The sequence below is a fragment of the Aeromicrobium camelliae genome (assembly GCF_003850045.1).
Classification (GTDB): domain Bacteria; phylum Actinomycetota; class Actinomycetes; order Propionibacteriales; family Nocardioidaceae; genus Aeromicrobium; species Aeromicrobium camelliae.
In genome coordinates this window covers 24,080-41,762 of sequence record NZ_RQJX01000021.1, presented here as the reverse complement: position 1 = coordinate 41,762, position 17,683 = coordinate 24,080, and the positions used below count along the sequence as shown (strand labels likewise).

The 17,683-nt window shown below is 68.5% G+C and carries 15 protein-coding genes, 2 tRNA genes and 1 pseudogene; 5 read left to right on the top strand and 13 right to left on the bottom strand.

Annotated elements, in window-relative coordinates; genetic code table 11:
* Positions 1 to 20 precede the first annotated feature (20 nt).
* The 3 genes from EHW97_RS13510 to EHW97_RS13500 all read left to right on the top strand — a co-directional run bounded on the left by EHW97_RS13510 (position 21) and on the right by EHW97_RS13500 (position 2,781).
* Positions 21 to 881, top strand: a complete 861-nt coding sequence (locus tag EHW97_RS13510; RefSeq protein ID WP_124237700.1) for an oxygenase MpaB family protein — start codon at positions 21 to 23, stop codon at positions 879 to 881.
* A gap of 57 nt (positions 882 to 938) precedes the next feature.
* Complete coding sequence (locus EHW97_RS15580; RefSeq protein ID WP_208002052.1) at positions 939 to 1,532, top strand: hypothetical protein; 594 nt, start codon at positions 939 to 941, stop codon at positions 1,530 to 1,532.
* A 97-nt stretch (positions 1,533 to 1,629) separates the two neighbouring features.
* On the top strand, positions 1,630 to 2,781 hold the full coding sequence (locus tag EHW97_RS13500) for a benzoate/H(+) symporter BenE family transporter (protein ID WP_208002051.1): 1,152 nt from the start codon (positions 1,630 to 1,632) through the stop codon (positions 2,779 to 2,781).
* Here the strand turns inward: EHW97_RS13500 and EHW97_RS13495 are convergent.
* A complete protein-coding gene (locus tag EHW97_RS13495) occupies positions 2,778 to 3,350 on the bottom strand; it encodes a GNAT family N-acetyltransferase (protein ID WP_124237698.1) in 573 nt (190 codons plus the stop codon). The genes EHW97_RS13500 and EHW97_RS13495 overlap by 4 nt on opposite strands.
* Positions 3,351 to 3,412: 62 nt before the next feature.
* On the opposite strand from EHW97_RS13495, the gene EHW97_RS13490 reads away from it, so the two are divergent.
* Positions 3,413 to 3,799: a TraR/DksA family transcriptional regulator gene (locus tag EHW97_RS13490; RefSeq protein ID WP_243696452.1), complete on the top strand. Its 387-nt coding sequence runs from the start codon at positions 3,413 to 3,415 to the stop codon at positions 3,797 to 3,799.
* 76 nt (positions 3,800 to 3,875) lie between these two features.
* Here EHW97_RS13490 and EHW97_RS15905 read toward each other — a convergent pair.
* The 7 genes and pseudogenes from EHW97_RS15905 to gyrB form a co-directional block, all read right to left on the bottom strand.
* A pseudogene (locus tag EHW97_RS15905) lies at positions 3,876 to 4,635 on the bottom strand (pyridoxal-phosphate dependent enzyme).
* A 308-nt stretch (positions 4,636 to 4,943) separates the two neighbouring features.
* Positions 4,944 to 5,019: transfer RNA gene (locus tag EHW97_RS13480), tRNA-Ala, on the bottom strand.
* Positions 5,020 to 5,028: 9 nt separating this feature from the next.
* Positions 5,029 to 5,136, bottom strand: a complete 108-nt coding sequence (locus EHW97_RS15825; RefSeq protein WP_243696451.1) for a DLW-39 family protein — start codon at positions 5,134 to 5,136, stop codon at positions 5,029 to 5,031.
* A gap of 22 nt (positions 5,137 to 5,158) precedes the next feature.
* A tRNA-Ile gene (locus tag EHW97_RS13475) sits at positions 5,159 to 5,233 on the bottom strand.
* Positions 5,234 to 5,290: 57 nt separating this feature from the next.
* Positions 5,291 to 6,253, bottom strand: coding sequence for a DUF3566 domain-containing protein (locus tag EHW97_RS15820; protein WP_243696450.1), 963 nt, complete (start codon positions 6,251 to 6,253; stop codon positions 5,291 to 5,293).
* Positions 6,246 to 8,792, bottom strand: a complete 2,547-nt coding sequence (gyrA, locus tag EHW97_RS13465; RefSeq protein ID WP_124237697.1) for a DNA gyrase subunit A — start codon at positions 8,790 to 8,792, stop codon at positions 6,246 to 6,248. Before gyrA ends, EHW97_RS15820 begins: the two co-directional genes overlap by 8 nt.
* Positions 8,793 to 8,869: 77 nt before the next feature.
* On the bottom strand, positions 8,870 to 10,891 hold the full coding sequence (gyrB, locus tag EHW97_RS13460; protein WP_124237696.1) for a DNA topoisomerase (ATP-hydrolyzing) subunit B: 2,022 nt from the start codon (positions 10,889 to 10,891) through the stop codon (positions 8,870 to 8,872).
* 223 nt (positions 10,892 to 11,114) lie between these two features.
* On the opposite strand from gyrB, the gene EHW97_RS13455 reads away from it, so the two are divergent.
* Positions 11,115 to 11,936, top strand: a complete 822-nt coding sequence (locus EHW97_RS13455; protein ID WP_124237695.1) for a phosphatase PAP2 family protein — start codon at positions 11,115 to 11,117, stop codon at positions 11,934 to 11,936.
* A gap of 3 nt (positions 11,937 to 11,939) precedes the next feature.
* On the opposite strand, the gene EHW97_RS13450 is transcribed toward EHW97_RS13455, so the two are convergent.
* From EHW97_RS13450 to dnaA, 5 genes are all read right to left on the bottom strand, one after another.
* Positions 11,940 to 12,446 carry a DciA family protein gene (locus EHW97_RS13450; protein WP_124237694.1) on the bottom strand — a complete coding sequence of 169 codons (507 nt, stop codon included), beginning with the start codon at positions 12,444 to 12,446 and terminating at the stop codon, positions 11,940 to 11,942.
* On the bottom strand, positions 12,430 to 13,569 hold the full coding sequence (gene recF / locus EHW97_RS13445) for a DNA replication/repair protein RecF (RefSeq protein ID WP_124237693.1): 1,140 nt from the start codon (positions 13,567 to 13,569) through the stop codon (positions 12,430 to 12,432). Before recF ends, EHW97_RS13450 begins: the two co-directional genes overlap by 17 nt.
* A 53-nt stretch (positions 13,570 to 13,622) precedes the next feature.
* Positions 13,623 to 14,537: a phosphogluconate dehydrogenase (NAD(+)-dependent, decarboxylating) gene (gnd, locus tag EHW97_RS13440; RefSeq protein ID WP_124237692.1), complete on the bottom strand. Its 915-nt coding sequence runs from the start codon at positions 14,535 to 14,537 to the stop codon at positions 13,623 to 13,625.
* 35 nt (positions 14,538 to 14,572) lie between these two features.
* A complete protein-coding gene (dnaN, locus tag EHW97_RS13435; protein WP_124237691.1) occupies positions 14,573 to 15,715 on the bottom strand; it encodes a DNA polymerase III subunit beta in 1,143 nt (380 codons plus the stop codon).
* 400 nt (positions 15,716 to 16,115) lie between these two features.
* Entirely contained in the window at positions 16,116 to 17,600 is a 1,485-nt protein-coding gene (dnaA, locus tag EHW97_RS13430; protein ID WP_124237690.1) for a chromosomal replication initiator protein DnaA, read from the bottom strand.
* Between the last annotated feature and the right edge of the window lie 83 nt (positions 17,601 to 17,683).

The following is a 17,683-nucleotide window of genomic DNA, read 5'->3' as shown; positions in this document are numbered from 1 at the left end:
ATACCGCCTATGCTCGGGACATGGACGCCCTCGAGGCTGTGCGATCGCGGGTCAGCGCTGCGATCTTCGCGCGCGTCGCCGGCGACGAGGGCCCGGCGCGGCGCGACCGCATCCATGGTTCGCCGGGGCCGCGACGCTTCGGTCCGGCCGATCCGATCTGGCGTGTGCACAGCGATGCGTCGATGTTCGTCGGCGGCATCCGTGCCCTGCTGCTGCAGTCCCTGCACCCGCTCGCGATGGCAGCGGTCGACCAGCACTCGGGATTCCGCGGGGACCCGTGGGGACGGCTGCAGCGCACGAGCGGGTTCCTCGCCGAGACCACGTTCGCGCCCGTGGACCAGGCCGATCGCGCGATCGCGGTCGTCCGGGCCGTGCACGCACATATCAGCGGGACGGCGCCGGACGGACGGCCGTACGCGGCGAGCGATCCTCACCTGCTGCGCTGGGTGCACGTCGCCGAAGTCGACTCGTTCCTGCGCGCACACGACCGGTACGGCGCGCGACCGCTCAGCCCCGAGGAGCGTGATCAGTACGTCGCGCAGGCGGCTGTGACGGGTGAACTGCTGGGCGCCGACGAGGTGCCGCGCTCGGTCGAGGAACTCGATGCGGCCCTCGCCTCCTACCGGCCCGAACTCGCGTCCACTGCGGCAGCGCGAGCAGCCGCGCGGTTCCTTCTCGTCCACCCGCCGGTCCCGCTGGCTGTGCGCGCGCCGTACGGGCTCCTCGCCGCGGCAGCGGTCGGTCTCCTGCCGGTGTGGGCTCGGTGGCCGTTGCGATTGCCGTGGCTTCCGGTGGTCGAAGCGACCGCGGTGCGAGCAGCCGGCACCACCGCCACGAGCGGCATCCGGTGGGCGATGGGCCCTCCACCGATCTCGACATGAGGAATCGGTCCGGGCGCGACAGAATGGAAACCTGTCCATCCGAAGGAGTGAACGACCGTGAAGAAGCTGACCCTGCTGGCGGCGGCTGCCGTCGGCTACGTCCTCGGCACGAAGGCCGGGCGGGAGCGGTACGAGCAGATCAAGGCTCAGGCGGAGAAGCTGTGGCGCTCCGAACCGGTGCAGAGCACGGTCGACACCGTGCAGAACGTCGCTCGCGATGCCGCTTCTGATGCTGGTCACAAGGCCGCGGACGTCGCGAGCACCGTGAGCGACAAGGTCACCGAGACTGCGAGCGACGCAGCGAGCGCGATGACCTCCAAGGTCAAGAGTGCGGCGGACTTCGCCTCCGAAGAGCCCGGTGACGCGGACGCCGCCCAGGCGAACGAGACCTGGAACCGCGCCGACGATCTCTCCGCGCAGGCGCAGGCCGACTATGCCCGTGCCGACGCTGAGGCGACGTTCGGTGACGTCGATGGTGCCGAGGCGGCGCAGAGTGCCAACGAGGCGCAGACCGCCGCCGAGGATCTCGCCGAGGCTGCGCAGTCGCAAGCGGCCCGTGGCGACGCCACGGCGGCGTACACCAAGGACGCGATCGACGAGCAGCTTGAGGAGACCGTGATCGACGAGCCGCGACCCGGCTCGACCAGCTGACCCTTCTCCTACACGTCCGACGCCCGGTGGTCCTCGTGGTCGCCGGGCGTTCGACGTCATAGCGCCGTCCGAGCGCGGGGCCCGCTACGCTCCGGATGTGCGAGCGGACCGAAGAGCGGCAGTCGTGGCCGGGCTGGTCACCGCCGCCGTCGGCTTCACCAGTTCTTTCGCGGTGGTTCTCGCCGGACTCGATGCCGTGGGGGCCACGCCCGCCCAGGCCGCGTCCGGTCTGCTGATCTTGTGCGTCACTCAGGGCCTCGGCACCCTGCTGCTCGCGCTCCGGTATCGCGTGCCGGTGACCCTGGCATGGTCGACTCCCGGTGCAGCGCTGCTCGCCACGACCGGCGCCGTGGAGGGCGGCTGGCCGGCCGCGGTGGGCGCCTTCCTGATCGTCGGGATCCTCGTGATCGCCACCGCCGCCATCCGCCAACTCGCCGACCTCGTGCGCGCGATCCCCACCTCGATCGCTCAGGCCATGCTCGCGGGGGTCCTCGTGCCCCTGTGTCTCGCCCCGGTGACGGCGACCGCGGACCGGCCACTGCTGCTCGCACCGGTCGTGCTCACGTGGTTGCTGCTCGCGGCGGTGGCACCACGCTGGGCTTCGCCGGCCGCCCTCGTCGTCGCGCTCGTGCTCGCTGTCGTAGCAGGAGACGAGCGATCCGGAGCGCTGTGGCCGCAGCTGACCTGGACCACGCCGACCTTCTCGCTCGGCGCGGTGATCGGCCTCGCGGTGCCGCTCTATCTGGTGACGATGGCGGCGCAGAACGTCCCGGGCGCGGCCGTGTTGTCGAGCTTCGGCTACCGGCCGCCGTGGCGCTCCGCGATGGTGGTGACCGGAGTCGGAACCGTGGCTGGCGCACCAGCCGGCGGCCACGCGATCAACCTCGCCGCGATCAGCGCAGCGCTCTCGGCATCGCCCGAGGCGGGGCCGGATCCGTCGCGCCGGTGGATCGCGGCGGTCACCACGGGCGCGTCCTACCTCGTCATCGCTCCGATGGCCGCCCTGCTCACCGCCATCGTCGTCGCGGCACCGTCAGGGCTTGTGGCCGCAGCGGCAGGACTCGCTCTGTTGACGACGCTGGCCGGATCACTGCGGTCGGCGCTGAGTGCGGACGAGCGCGTCGAACCGGCGATCGCGACCTTCCTCGTCGCCGCGTCGGGCATCAGCGTGTTCGGTGTCGGAGCGGCGTTCTGGGCTCTCGTGACCGGCGTCGTCGTACATCTCGCACTCCGGCCACGAGGTCACTAGGCCGGGCGAGGACGCGCCATGCTCCAGACAGTCGGCCCGTCGTGGATCTCGGTCACCGCCGAGGTGACGAACCCGTGGCGCTCGTACAGGGTGACGTTGCGCGGATCCGAGGTCTCCAGGTGCACGCTCGCGCCGACACGTTCGTCGAGGTGATCGAGAGCAGCGCGCAGCACCGCGCTGCCGAGGCCGCGGCCCTGCTGGTCAGGCCGGACTCCCACGGTGGCGAGGGTCCAGGATCCGGGGTCCGCGGGGGCCGGAAGGTCGACCGAGGCGAGCCGTGCGATCCGGTCACCGTGGAGGTCGACGACCCTCCGCTCCGCGTCCTCAGGAAGTTCAGCACCCAAGGGCGGAACGAAGGCGGCGACGGCGGCCAGGTCGTCGGTGACCATGATGAGACCCTGGGGCATCGCGAGATGCGCGAGGTAGAGGTACTGCACCTCCCGCAGGCGCTCCGCGCGATTCTCCGGCGGCAGGATCCAGTCGGTCCAGGCGTACCCGTCGAACGCGGCGGCCAGGGTGCGGGCGGCGGCGGCGAGGTCGTTCGCGTCGGCCTCACGTACGGCGGTCATTCGCGCCATCCTAGCTAACGTCATACGTTGGCTGGTCTCGAGGTGAGAGAAGGTGGGACGCCATGGAGCGCATGGGGATGCCGGGGGAGGAGCGGGACGCGTTCCTCTCAGACGTGCGCGCACTGTTGATCGCCGACCGGGCGAGAACCGCGGCGCGCATCCTCGCTCTCGACAAGGACTTCACCGCGATCGTCGAGGACGCGCAGTTGACGGCCACCGACGACGAGCACGATCCGGACGGTACGACGAGCGCCTTCGAGCGGTCGCAGGCGAGCGCCCTGCTCGCATCGGCCGTCGAGCACCTGAGCGACGTCGACTCGGCGCTGTCGAAGATCGACGACGGCACCTACGGCCGCTGCGAACGTTGCGGCGCCGAGATCAATCAGGAACGGCTGTTGGCACGGCCGGCTGCCCGCACGTGCATCACCTGCGCGAGCCGGCCGGCGTAAGCGCCGCGACTCGCATCGCACGAACCCCTGCCGTCGACGGCACGAGCGTTCCGGACCACACGCCGCCAGGAGAGCATCAGGCGACCCTCCACGGTGTGGCGTGGGCATGGCCGAAAAGGCCGGGGAGTCCGCCGCTGTGGAGGAGTACCGTGCGCTCACCCTGCCGGATCGTGCCCTCCCGGACGGCCCGGATCAGGCCCGCCGCGGCCCGCCCGGTGTAGACCGGATCGAGCACGATGCCCTCCGTGCGCGCGACGAGCTGCAAGGCCTCGCGGGACGCCTGTGTGAAGACGCTGTACCCCTCACCGACGACGTCGGCACGGATCGTCAGCCGCCGGGGATCGGTGTCGGCGTCGTCGACGAGTTCCCCCCACAAGCGCTGAACGCGCTCCACCACATCGTCGACGGCTCCGACGTCGACGCCCAGCACCCGGTCCGGCCCCAATGCTGCGACCAGACCGGCCATCGTCCCGCCCGACCCGGCCGCGACGCACATCCGGCAGTTGCTGCAGCAGCTCCTCCCCGGCATCGGTGTAGGCGCGTGCCGCTGCGGCATTCGTGCCCCCGAACGGGACGACACCCACGCGCGCACCCGCCGTCTCCGCAGCTGCGACCTCGCGCTGCACGGCCGTGTCCACGTCCTCCTCGCCCGCCCATGCGATCCGGGCGCCGAACAGTCGGTCGAGGAGGAGGTTGCCGGTCTCGACCTCTGGGGCGCGGCCCTTCAGCACGAGGATGACCGGAACACCGAGCCTCGCCCCGGCCGCCGCCGTCAAACGGGCATGGTTGCTCTGCGCCGCGCCACTGGTGACGATCACGTCGACGCCGCGGGCCATCAGGTCGGCCATGCTCCGCTCGAGCTTGCGCACCTTGTTGCCGTCCCAATCCGACGAGGTCGTCGCGCTTGATCCAGAGGTCGTCGGGCCCCAGCCCCAGTGCGGGACCGAGGCGGGTCATGGGCTCGATGGGAGTGGGCCAGGAGGCCAAAGGCTCGACCGCGCTCATCGGCGTACGCCCCAGTGTCGCTGCATCGTCACATCGTGCCAGAGGAACCGCGCGCAGGAGACCGTTCGGAGGTGTCCTGGTCCGCGAGGAGAAGGTTCGCCGCGAGTGGCGACGACGGCGTCAGTCGCTCACGTGTACGTGGTGGAGCTGAGGGGACTCGAACCCCTAACCCCCTGCTTGCAAAGCAGGTGCGCTACCAATTGCGCCACAGCCCCCGGATCGGATCAGACCTTGTCGCTGGCCTGCGCCCAGGGATCCTGACGGGCCGAACGGCGACGCAGGAGAGCGAACACGCCGGCACCCGCGGCGACGATGACGAGGAGCTTCTTCATGTCGTTTCCCTCCGGTGGGCGGTGGGCCTAGCTGGACTTGAACCAGCGACCTCTTCCTTATCAGGGAAGCGCTCTAACCAAGCTGAGCTATAGGCCCGCAACAGCGATGAACTCTACCGTACGTGTCCACGCGCTGTCGTGGCGGGGGTGGGACTCACTTCTTCTGGTCGGCGAAGGTGAGCTTGATGCCCCCGAGGATCTGCGCAGCGAGGTTGTACAGATGCGCGGCGATGGTGGCGAGCGCGGTCATGAACACCACGTTGAGCGCCGACAGCACCAGCGTCAGGCCGACGAGGCGACCGAAGCCGAAGTACTCGGTGATGTCGAAGCCGCCGGCGTCGTCACTGAGGATGTTGGCGACGCTGTCGTTGAGCGCCGACCACACACCGGTTACCTGCAGCACGACCCAGAAGACGGCCACGGCCACGACGCCGACGATCATCATGGCGACCGAGACGACGAACGCGAGCCGGGTGACGGACCACGGCTCGATGTAGCGCAGCCGCAGCGTCGCCTGGCCCGCGGCCGCGGCGGCCGTGTCAGGCTCGACCTGGACGGCCGGCTTCGAGGCCGGGGCCGGCGCCTTGGCGTCCGCCTTCTTGGGCTCGCGCTTCGCGGGCTCGGGCTTGGTGACGTCGGCCTTCTTCGCAGCGGGTGCGGACGCTTTGGTGGTGCGCGGCGCGCCCTCGCCCTTGGACTGCGGGGTGGGTGCGTCGTCCTTGACCGCCGGGATCACCGCGGTGGTATCGGGACCGGCCTTCGTGGTGCGCGTGTACTCGTCCTTACTCAGGCCGCTGAGCGGCTTGCGAGGACCACCGGCTGCGGACGTCCCCGTGCTCCCGGCCGGACGGCTGAGGGGCTGCCGGGCCGAGACGCTGGGCTCCTGCGACCCCGAGGCGGGCTTGGCACCGGCGGTTTTCTGTGTCACCGGCTTGCTCGGAGTCGGCGAGGCCTTCGACGCCGACGTGTCCGAGGAGGCAGACGTGTCCGGCTCCTTCGACGCACTGTTCTGCGAGGTGGGAGCCTCGGCCTTCGGCTCGTCCTTCGGGACGCGCGGCATCTGCTGCGTGGGCGCCTCGCCTTGGCCCGGACCGTTGCCCTCTGGCTTGTCAGTCACTGCTCTGCCCCTCATCGGTCGACGTGGCTTCGTCGGCTTGCGACTCGATTTCGTTCTGGGCCACCAACTCGGTGTTCCGTGCGATCGTCACCACCCGGTCGTCCCCCTTGAACTTGACGAAGCTCACCCCCATCGTGCCACGTCCCTTGGAAGGAACGCCGGACACCAGGCTGCGGGTGATCTGTCCGCTGGCGGTCACGCTGATGACGTCGTCGCTGTCGCGGAGCACGAGGCCACCGACGAGTTCGCCGCGGCTCTCGGTGATCTGCATGGCCTTGATGCCCAGGCCACCGCGGCCCTGGACGCGGTATTCGTCGATCGGGGTCTTCTTGGCGTAACCACCGTCCGTGACGGTGAAGACGTACAGCTGGTCGTCCTCGTCGTCGGCGCCGGCCTTGACCACCGTCATCGAGAGCAGTTCGTCGTCAGGACGGAACTTCATGCCGGTGACGCCGGACGTGGCGCGGCCCATCGGGCGCAGCTGCTCGTCGCTCGCGCGGAAACGGATCGACTGCGCCTTGCGGCTGATGAGCAGGATGTCGTCCTCGGGGGACACCAGCTCGGCACCGATGAGCTCATCGTCGGGATCGCGGAAGTTGATCGCGATGACGCCGGCCTGGCGCGGGCTGTTGTAGTCGGCCAGGCGGGTCTTCTTGACCAGACCCTTCTTGGTCGCAAGCACGAGGTACGGGGCCTGCTCGTAGTCGCGGATGGCGAGAACCTGCGCGATCTCCTCCTCGGGCTGGAAGCTCAGCAGTCCCGCGACGTGGCCGCCGCGGGCGTCGCGGCCGCCCTCAGGGAGGTGATATGCCTTGGCCCGGTAGACCCGACCGGCGGTGGTGAAGAACAGGATCCAGTGATGGCTCGTCGTGGCGAACACGTGCGCCACGGAGTCCTCACCGCGCAGCGAGGCGCCCCGGACGCCCTTGCCGCCGCGGTTCTGCACCCGGTACAGGTCGGTCTTGGTGCGCTTGGCGTACCCGCCCTTGGTGATCGTGACGACGACCTCCTCGTCGGGGATGAGGTCTTCGTCGGACAGGTCGCCGTCGGCAGGGATGATCTTGGTACGGCGGTCGTCGCCGTACTTCTCGACGATCTCGGCGAGTTCCTCGCTGACGATCTGCCGCTGACGCGCCTCGCTCTCGAGGATCGCCTTGAGCTCGGCGATCTCCGCCTCGATCTTGGCCAGATCGTCGATGATCTTCTGGCGCTCCAGTGCGGCCAGACGGCGCAGCTGCATGTCGAGGATGGCCCCGGCCTGGATGTCGTCGATCTCCAGGAGCGACTTCAGGCCCTCGCGCGCCTCCTCCACAGTGGGGCTGCGGCGGATGAGCGCGATGACCTCGTCGAGCTGATCGAGCGCCTTGACGAGACCCCGCAAGACGTGGGCGCGCTTCTCGGCCTCGCGCAGCCGGTAGCGGGTCCGGCGCTGAATGACCTCGATCTGGTGGTGGATCCAGTTGAGGACGAACCCGTCGAGCGTGAGCGTGCGGGGGACGTCGTCGACGAGCGCGAGCATGTTGGCGCTGAAGTTGCTCTGCAGCTCGGTGAACTTGTACAGGTTGTTGAGCACCACACGGGCCACCGCGTCGCGGCGGACTTCGATGACGATGCGGCGGCCGACCCGCGAGCTCGACTCGTCACGCAGGTCGGCGATGCCCTGAAGCCGACCGCTGTTGACCAGGTCGGCGATCTTGCGCATGAGCGCGTCCGGGTTGACCTGGTAGGGCAGCTCGGTGATGACGAGCTGGATCTTGCCCTTGGTGTCTTCCTCGATCGTGACGACGGCACGCATCGTGACCGAGCCGCGGCCCGTGCGGTACATGTCCTCGATGCCCTTGGTGCCGACGATGAGGCCGTCCGTCGGGAAGTCGGGGCCCTTGATGCGCTGCATGAGCGCCTCGAGCAGCTCCTCGCTCGACGCGTCGGGGTGCGCGAGAGCCCACTGGACACCCTCGGCGACCTCGCGCAGGTTGTGGGGCGGGATGTTCGTGGCCATGCCGACGGCGATGCCGGCGGAGCCGTTGACGAGCAGGTTCGGGATCCGCGACGGCAGGACCGTGGGCTCCTGCGAGCGGCCGTCGTAGTTCGGCTTGAAGTCGACGGTCTCCTGCTCGATGTCGCGGACCATCTCCATGGCGATCGGCGCGAGCTTGCACTCGGTGTACCGCATGGCGGCCGCCGGATCGTCGCCCGGCGAACCGAAGTTGCCCTGCCCGGAGATCATCGGCGCGCGCATCACCCACGGCTGCGCGAGGCGCACGAGGGTGTCGTAGATCGCGCTGTCGCCGTGGGGGTGGTACTGACCCATGACGTCACCGACGATGCGGCTGCACTTGGAGAAGCCGCGGTCGGGGCGGTACCCACCGTCGAACATCGCGTAGAGCACGCGGCGGTGCACCGGCTTGAGCCCGTCGCGCACGTCGGGGAGCGCGCGCGACACGATGACGCTCATGGCGTAATCGATGTACGAGCGCTGCATCTCGTCGTGCAACTCGACCGGCTCGATCCGATCGCGTTCGATGGGAGTGTCTGTCATAGGTCCAGTACCTCTTGCGGATGTGGTGATCGCGGGACGCTGTTACGCGCAGCCCTCGGCCACCGAGACGGAGTCGGTCAGATGTCGAGGAAGCGCACGTCCCGGGCGTTGCGCTGAATGAACGTCCGGCGCTGGTCGACGTCCTCGCCCATCAGGACGGTGAAGATCTCGTCGGCGACGGCGGCGTCGGCGAGCGTCACCTGGCGGAGCAGACGACCCTCCGGATCCATCGTGGTCTCCCACAGCTCGGAGTCGTTCATCTCACCCAGACCCTTGTAACGCTGGACCGGCGCCTCCTTGGGGAGCCGCTTGCCCGCCTCGTCGCCCGCGGCGAGCAGGGCGTCGCGCTCGCGGTCGGAGTACGCGAGCTCGTGCGGGGCGTTGGTCCACTTGATCTTGTAGAGCGGGGGCTGCGCGAGGTACACGTGGCCGGCGTCGATGAGCGGCTTCATGAACCGGAAGAGCAGCGTCAGCAGCAGCGTCGTGATGTGCTGGCCGTCGACATCGGCGTCGGCCATGAGGACGATCATGTTGTACCGCAGCTTGGCGATGTCGAAGTCCTCATGGACGCCGGTCCCGAGCGCGCTGATGATCGCCTGCACCTCGGCGTTCTGCAGGATCTTGTCGATCCGGGCCTTCTCGACGTTGAGGATCTTGCCGCGCAGCGGGAGGATCGCCTGGGTGCGCGGATCGCGGCCGCCCTTGGCCGAGCCGCCGGCGGAGTTGCCCTCCACGATGAAGATCTCGCACTCGTCGGGATTGCGGCTCGAGCAGTCGGCGAGCTTGCCGGGAAGACCGCCGCCACCGAGGAAGCCCTTGCGGTTGCGGGCGAGATCACGAGCCTTGCGGGCGGCGAGCCTCGCGGAGGCCGCGTCCATCGCCTTGCGCACGATGGTCTTGCCCTCGTTCGGGTGCTGCTCGAACCAGGCGCTGAGCTCGTCGTTCAGCACCTGCTGCACGAAGCCCTTGGCCTCGGTGTTGCCGAGCTTGGTCTTGGTCTGACCCTCGAACTGCGGTTCGGTGAGCTTGACCGAGATGATCGCCGTCAACCCCTCGCGGATGTCGTCGCCGGTGAGGCGGTCTTCCTTCTTCTTGATGAGGTTGTTGGTCTCGGCGAAACGGTTGACCGTCGTGGTCAGCGCGGCGCGGAAGCCCTCTTCGTGCGTGCCGCCCTCGTGGGTGTTGATGGTGTTCGCGAAGGTGTGGACCGACTCGCTGAAGCTCGCGTTCCACTGCATCGCCAACTCAAGCGACAGGCCGCTGGGCTCGTCCTCACGCTCGATGTTGATGACGTCGGCGTGGATCGGCTGCCGGTTGCCGGTGTTGATGTGCGCGACATAGTCGACGAGGCCGCCGTCGTAGCGGAAGGTGACCTCGCGCTCGAGCTCGTCGGCCGTGCCTTCGGTGGCTTCGGGGTTCTCGTCACCGGGCAGCTCGCGCTCGTCGCGCAACGTGATGGTGAGGCCCTTGTTGAGGAAGGCCATCTCGCGGAACCGCGTCTTGAGCGTCTCGTAGTCGTACGTCGTCGTCTCGAAGATCTCCGGCGACGCGTGGAAGGTGATGCTGGTGCCCGTCTCGTCCGTCTGCTCGTGTTGCTCGAGCGGACCGTCCGGCTCGCCGTACGTGAACGACTGCGTCCAGCGGTAGCCGTCGGCCTTGACCTCGACGTACAACCGGGTGCTCAGCGCGTTGACGACCGAGACGCCGACGCCGTGCAGACCGCCGGACACCTTGTACCCGCCGCCGCCGAACTTGCCGCCGGCGTGCAACGAGGTGAGCACGAGCGTCACCGCGGGGATCTTCTCGACCGGGTGCTCGCCGACCGGGATGCCTCGGCCGTCGTCGACGACCCGCACGCCGCCATCGGACTGCAGTACGACGAGGATCTGCGAGGCGTAACCGGCGAGGGCTTCGTCGACCGAGTTGTCCACGACCTCGTACACGAGGTGGTGGAGTCCGCGCTCTCCGGTGGAACCGATGTACATGCCCGGGCGCTTGCGTACGGCCTCCAAGCCTTCGAGAACCTGGATATTGCTGGCATCGTACGACTGCGGCTGACCGGTCGAACTCGCGTTGTTGGTCTCAGGCGCTTGGGTCACTCGTCAAGTATACGGGCAACCTCGTGGCTCTCACGGATCCCAGGCCCGAAAAGTGAGCGTCATGTCGTTGCTGAAGTAGCGGTGAACGGGACGTAACGGCCCTCAGGACTTCTTCGCGGGCCCGGCGACGACCAGCACCCCGTCCGAGCACCGGCTGGGCCGCGCTGAGGGCGATCCGCGTGGGAGCGTGAAAGCGTTCGGCCCGGTGCGGCACAGTGGAGGTATGTCCGTCGATACTCCCGTGCAGCCTACGCGACCCGTCGCGCGCCGCGGCAGAGTCAACGGTCTCGCGGCGGTCGTCGCGGTGGCGGCCGTACTGGGGCTGGCTGCCCTCGTCGGCGCTGCGCTCACGTCCTCGGCGGGCCAGCTCGTCGACGACGCGGCGATGAACGCCGTCACGGCGAGCAACACGACCGAGTTGACGCTGCTGAGCGGACTGGGGCGCGTGTCGCTCGGCGCGATCCTCGCAGTGGCGATCGGCTGCGTCGTCATCGCGGTCCTGCGCCGCCGTTTCGCGCTCGCGGTGGGGGCCATCGCGATCATCGGCGGATCGAACGTCACCACACAGGTGCTCAAGGACGTGCTCGATCGGCCGAATCTCGGCCTCGGCGTGCACAACAGCCTGCCCAGCGGGCATACCACTGTGGTCGTGAGTGCTGTGGCGGCGCTGCTGCTGGTCCTGCCGGCGGTCATGCGCCCGCTGATGGCCGTCATCGGCGCGGCAGCGATCGGTCTCACCGGGCTGTCCACCGTCGTCGCCGGCTGGCACCGGCCCGCCGATGTCATCGCCGCGCTGCTGGTGGTGCTCGCCTGGACCGGTGCGGTGTCCGCCGTCGTCGGAGGCCGGCGCGGCTCGTGGCTCCTGTCCAGCGTTGCAGCGTTCCTCGGAGCAGCGAGCTCGGTCGTCATGCTCGTCGTACTCGGCGTTCGGCCGGAGCACTCGTGGCAGGACGTCGTCCTGGCGATCGGTGTCCTCGGTGTGGTCGCGCTGGCCACGAGCATCGCGGTGGCGCTGCTAACGCTGGTCACTCCCGCACGCGACTGACGCTCAGCCGTAGGTGTCGCGCGGGCCTCGCCCGCCCCGCACCGATCTGCGGCCCTTCTTCCACGACGGCGCCTGCGGCCCGCGGATCTCGAGGCGCAGCACGGATCCGTCGCCGAGCAGTTCGTTGAGCTTGGCGACGAGCCGCGGCGCGAGCAAGGTGAGCTCCTTGGCCCACGCGGTCGAGGTGGCCTGAATCCGCACGATGCCGTCCGTGAACTCGACGACCTCGCAGTGCTGCGCCACTTCGGGTCCGACGATCGCGGGCCAGTCGGTGAAGACGCGGGTCGCGGCCAACTGGTCGGTCCAGCCCTGCTGACGCACGAGGTCGCCCAGGAAGTCCGAGACTGGCGTGGCATCCTCGCGTTCGGGTCGCGCGGGTCGTCGCGGGCCGGGGCGCCGGCGCCGTGGGGCCGCCGGGACACCGCCGGTCCGGTAGGAGTCGGCGATCTCTCGCGCGAGGCGCAGCACGTCCTCGGGGCTGCGCGCCGGCTCGTCAGGTTCGGTGGTCATGCGCTGTCACCTCCCCGGATCGCACCGTGAATCGCCGTCCGCTCAGTCCCTCTGGCACGTCGTCCTCGACCGCGGCGGTGACGAGGACCTGCTCGGCGCTCGCGACCAGTTCGGCGAGATGCTCGCGACGTCGCTGGTCGAGCTCGGCGAACACGTCGTCGAGGATGAGGATGGGGTCGTCGCCGTCGTCGCGTACGAGGTCGAAGGCCGCGAGCTTCAGGGCCAGGGCGAGCGACCACGATTCGCCATGGCTCGCGTACCCCTTGGCCGGAAGGTCGCCGATCGAGAGCACGACCTCGTCGCGGTGGGGACCGACGAGGCTGATGCCGCGCTCGAGTTCGTCGCGGCGGCGCTGTTCGAGGTGGTCCATGAGCGACTTGGCGATCGCGTCCGCATCCCGTTCGCTGGGATCCAGGTCGTGAGCGGACGAACGATAGGTGAGTCCCACCGTCTGCCGGTCCTCGGCGGCCGCCGCAGCGACGGCGCGGTACGCGCGCGTCGCGTAGGGCGCGAGAGCGTCGAGCAGCGCGAGCCTCGCAGCCGTCAACTGCCCACCGATGCGAGCGAGATTCTCGTCCCAGATGTCCAGTGTCGACAGGTCGACCTCGCGACGGCGGCCCGCGGACTTCAGCAAGGTGTTGCGTTGACGCAAGGTGCGCTCGTAGTCCGCTCTCACGCCCGCGAGTCGGGGCGTGCGGAGCACCAAGAGCCCGTCGAGGAACCGCCGCCGGTCCGAAGGGTCGCCTTTGACCAAGGCGAGATCCTCCGGCGAGAAGATGATCGTCCGCACTGTCCCGACGAGATCGCGGATCCGGGGGACGGCATTGCGGTTGACGCGAGCGCGGTTGGCCTTGCCGGGAGTGATCTCCAGCTCGATGAGCGCGCTGCGCCCCTCTTTGACCACATCGGCACGTACGACCGCCCGCTCAGCTCCCGCGCGCACGAGCGGCGCGTCCGACGAGACGCGGTGGGAGTCCATCCGCGACAGGTAGTCGATCGCCTCGACGAGGTTGGTCTTGCCTTGACCGTTGGCGCCGACGAACGCCGTGGCACCGGGGCTCAGCTCGATGTCGACGCTCGGATAGGAGCGGAAATCGACGAGGGAGAGCCGGGCGACGTGCACAGGACCACGGTAACGGGTGGCCGTGTCGGCACAGCCTCACACCAGCGAGCGGCTCACTCCTTGGCGGGGGGGACGTCCGGCGACTCCAGCGTGGCGCGGACGGCGTGGCCGCCGAACTGCTGGCGCATGGCCGCCACGGCCTGCATCGCCGGAGACTCGTCCTGCCGGGACGTGAACCTCGCGAACAGCGCCGCCGAGATCGCGTGCATGGGCACCGCGTGGTCGATCGCCGCCTCGACGGTCCAGCGACCCTCACCCGAATCCTCGGCGTAACCGCGGATCTCCGAGAGTCCCGGGTCGTCCTGCAGTGCCTTGACCAGGAGGTCGAGCAGCCAGGAGCGCACCACGGTGCCGACACGCCAGGAGTCGAACACCTCGGTGACGTTCTCCACGAGTTCGGCCTTCTCGAGCAGTTCGTAACCCTCGGCGTAGGCCTGCATCATCGCGTACTCGATGCCGTTGTGGACCATCTTCGCGAAGTGGCCAGCGCCGATCTTGCCGGCGTGCACGAACCCGCTCTCGTCGTCAGGTCGCAGCGCGTCGAAGGCCGGCTGCACCTTGGCGACGTCCTCAGCGGATCCGCCGGCCATCAGTGCGTAGCCGTTCTCAAGGCCCCAGACGCCACCGCTCACGCCGCAGTCAACGAAGCCGATGCCCTTCTCCGCGAGCATGGCGGCGTGGATCGGGTCGTCGGTCCAACGCGAGTTGCCGCCGTCGACGACGACGTCGCCCTGGCCCAACAGCCCGGCGAGCTCCTCGACGGTGGCGCGGGTGGGGCCGCCGTGCGGCACCATGACCCAGACGACCTTCGGCGCATCGGAGGGAAGCTGCTCGACCAGTTCGCTGAGCGATCCGACGTCACTGACCTTGGGGTCGAGGTCGTAGCCGACGACGGTGAGCCCGGCACGCTGCATCCGGGTTCGCATGTTGCCGCCCATCTTGCCGAGTCCGACGAGACCGATGTGCATGAGGCGTCACTCCTGGTTCGCGTTGTCGTATGAGGTCAGTTCTGCAGTCGCACCGGCATGATCAGGTAACGGAAGGCGCCATCGGGATCCGTACCCACTTCCGACACGCCTGACATCGCGGCGGGCTTGGTGTGCTGGGTGAAGGCGAGGTGGACGACCGGCTCGTTCATGACCGAGAGGCCCTCGAGCAGGTAGGTGGGGTTGAAGCCGATCGAGATGTCGTTGCCCTGGATCGTGGCCTCGATGGACTCCGACGCCTGAGCCTCGTCGCCGCTGCCAGCCTCGAGAAGGACCTGACCTTCGGAGAACGTGAGTCGCACGGGCGTATTGCGCTCGGCGACGAGCGCCACGCGCTTGACCGCGTCGACGAAGGTCTGCGTGCCGACGTAGGCGACCGTTTCAGCCTGCGCCGCGAACAGCTGCCGAACCCGCGGGAAGTCGCCTTCGAGCAAGCGGGTGGTGGTGCGGCGCACGCCGTTACCGACGGTGCCTTCGAAACCGATCATGCCGTCACCGGTCTCGCCGGCCGAGACTGCGATCGTGACGTCGCCGCTCGCCGCCAATGCGCGTGCGGCCTCGCCCAGCACGCGGGCGGGAACGAGAGCGCGAGCGGAGATGTCGCTGGACTCGGGGAACCAGTCGAGGTCGCGCAGGCTCGCACGGAAGCGGTCGGTGGCCATCAAGGAGATCGTCTCGCCTTCGAGCTCGAGGCGCACGCCGGTGAGCAGCGGGAGCATCTCGTCGCGGCCGGCCGCGGCGCTGGCCTGGGCGACGGCGGTGGCGAACGCGTCGGCCTTGATGGTTCCCGACGCAGTGGGCATCTCCGGGAGCTGCGGGTACTCGTCGACCGGCATGGTCTGCAGGCTGAATCGCGCGCTACCGCACACGACCTGCACCTTGCTGCCGTCGAGCGAGACGTCGACCGGCTGGTGAGGCAAGGCCTTGACGATTTCGGCCAGGAGCCGCCCGGACACGAGCACCTTGCCGTCGTCGAAGACCTCGGCCGGCAGCGTGGCGCGGGTCGACGTCTCGTAGTCGAAGCCGGCGAGAGTCAGCTGATCGTTGGCGGTCTCCATGAGCAGTCCCGCGAGCACCGGCACGCTCGGACGGTTGGGAAGACTGCGCGCGGTCCACGCGACGGCATCAGCGAGGGTGTCGCGATCGATGCGGAACTTCACGAGAGCAAGGCCTTTCCAGGGTCGAGGGAGGCGACGAGTCGAATCCTGCCACGGTGCGGAGACAGCAGCGTAGTCGAGCGAGGAATCCACACATCCCGGTGCGCATGACTTCGACGAACTTCTGTCATATGTATCTCTGTCGTCGTCGTAGTAGGCACTGTGGAAAGTGTTGAGAACCCCTGTTTGCGCTGGTCAGCGGGGCGTGGGTCCCGTGGACGACGTGTGGAGTCGAGCGTGGATGCGCCCCCGTGCGTTGTGGATCCGACGGGGGCATCCACGAGGCGTTCACAGGGATCCGGCGCGTCGTCCACCTGTTGTCCACAGTTACCCACAGGGTTTTCCCCACGTGTGAAAAGCACTTGACGCAGCGACCTGTCGCGCAGTAGAGGGGCCGTGCGGGTCACGATTGCCTGGCCTGCTGCTTGATGCGGGCCGTGAGCTCGGTGACCTGGTTGTAGACGGCGTGTTTCTCGGCCATGAGCTTGCGGATCTTGCGTTCGGCGTGCATCACGGTCGTGTGGTCGCGATTGCCGAACTCCTGGCCGATCTTGGGCAGTGAGAGTTCGGTGAGTTCGCGGCACAGGTACATCGCGATCTGGCGGGCGAGCACGAGGTCGCGCGAGCGGTTGGTGCTGCAGAGCTCCTCGATCGTGAACTCCGAATAGGCCGCGGTCTGCGCCATGATCAGGCCGATCGAGATCTCCGGCTCCTCGCCCTCGGCGACGAGGTCTTTGAGGACGATCTGCGCGAGCTGCAGGTCGACAGTGGTGCCGTTGAGGTTCGCGAAGGCCGTGGCGCGGATGAGGGCGCCCTCCAGTTCACGGATGTTGGTCTGGACCTTGCTCGCGATGAACTCCAGCACGTCGGCCGGCGCCGTGAGCTTCTCGTTCGAGGCCTTCTTGCGCAGGATCGCGATGCGGGTCTCGAGGTCGGGCGGCAGCATCTCGGTCTGCAGGCCCCACGTGAACCGATTGCGCAGCCGCTCTTCGAGGGTCTTGAGCTCCTGCGGTGGCCGGTCCGAGGTCATGACGATCTGCTTGTTCTCGTTGTGCAGCGCGTTGAAGGTGTGGAAGAACTCCTCCTGCGTCGATTCCTTGCGCTCCAGGAACTGGATGTCGTCGACGAGCAGGACGTCGATCTCGCGGTACTTGCGGCGCAGGGCAGGGGTGCGGTTCTCGCCGATCGCGTTGATGACGTCGTTGACGAACTCCTCGGAGCTGACGTACCGCACCCGCGAGGACGGGTAGAGGTTGAGGACGTAGTGACCGATGGCGTGCAGCAGGTGGGTCTTGCCCAGTCCGGAGTCGCCGTGGATGACGAGTGGGTTGTACGCCTTACCCGGTGCCTCGGCGGCGGCGACGGCGGCGGCGTGGGCGAAACGGTTCGAGGATCCGATGACGAAGTTCTCGAACTGATAACGCGGGTTGAGTCGAGCCTCCGCGATGCTGTTGCGATGCTGTTCGCTGCTGACCGGTCCGACAGCAGCCGGACGGCTCACCCAGCTGGGGGTCAAGCCGTCGCGGTCGGCGGGTTCATCGGTCTCGTCCAGATCGTCGTCCTCGTCGAGCTCGGCCGACGCCGGTGTGTCTTTGTCGACTTGCAGATTTGTCTCCAAGTCGTCGAGGACGGTCGGGTCGATCGTGACGACGAGACGGGCGTCTCTGCCCAGCCGAGAGGTCAGCGCCTGCTCAAGGGCGGGCCGGACGCGCGATTCGAGCTGCGCGCGGGTGAGATCGTCCTGAACCGCGACGATGAGGATGCCGTCGTGCAGGGAGAGCGGCTTTGCGCCGTAGACCCAGACCTTCGCGCCCGGCGACAGCGTGGACACGGCCTGGTCCCACAGATCCCGAAGATCGATGTTCTGGCCGTGGTCCACATCGCTCACCGCGTCTGCACTCCTCGCGTCGTTGCCGGGGTTTTCCTGGCGTTCCAGGACGTTCCCCGGAACTTGTTCACGAACTTGTTCAC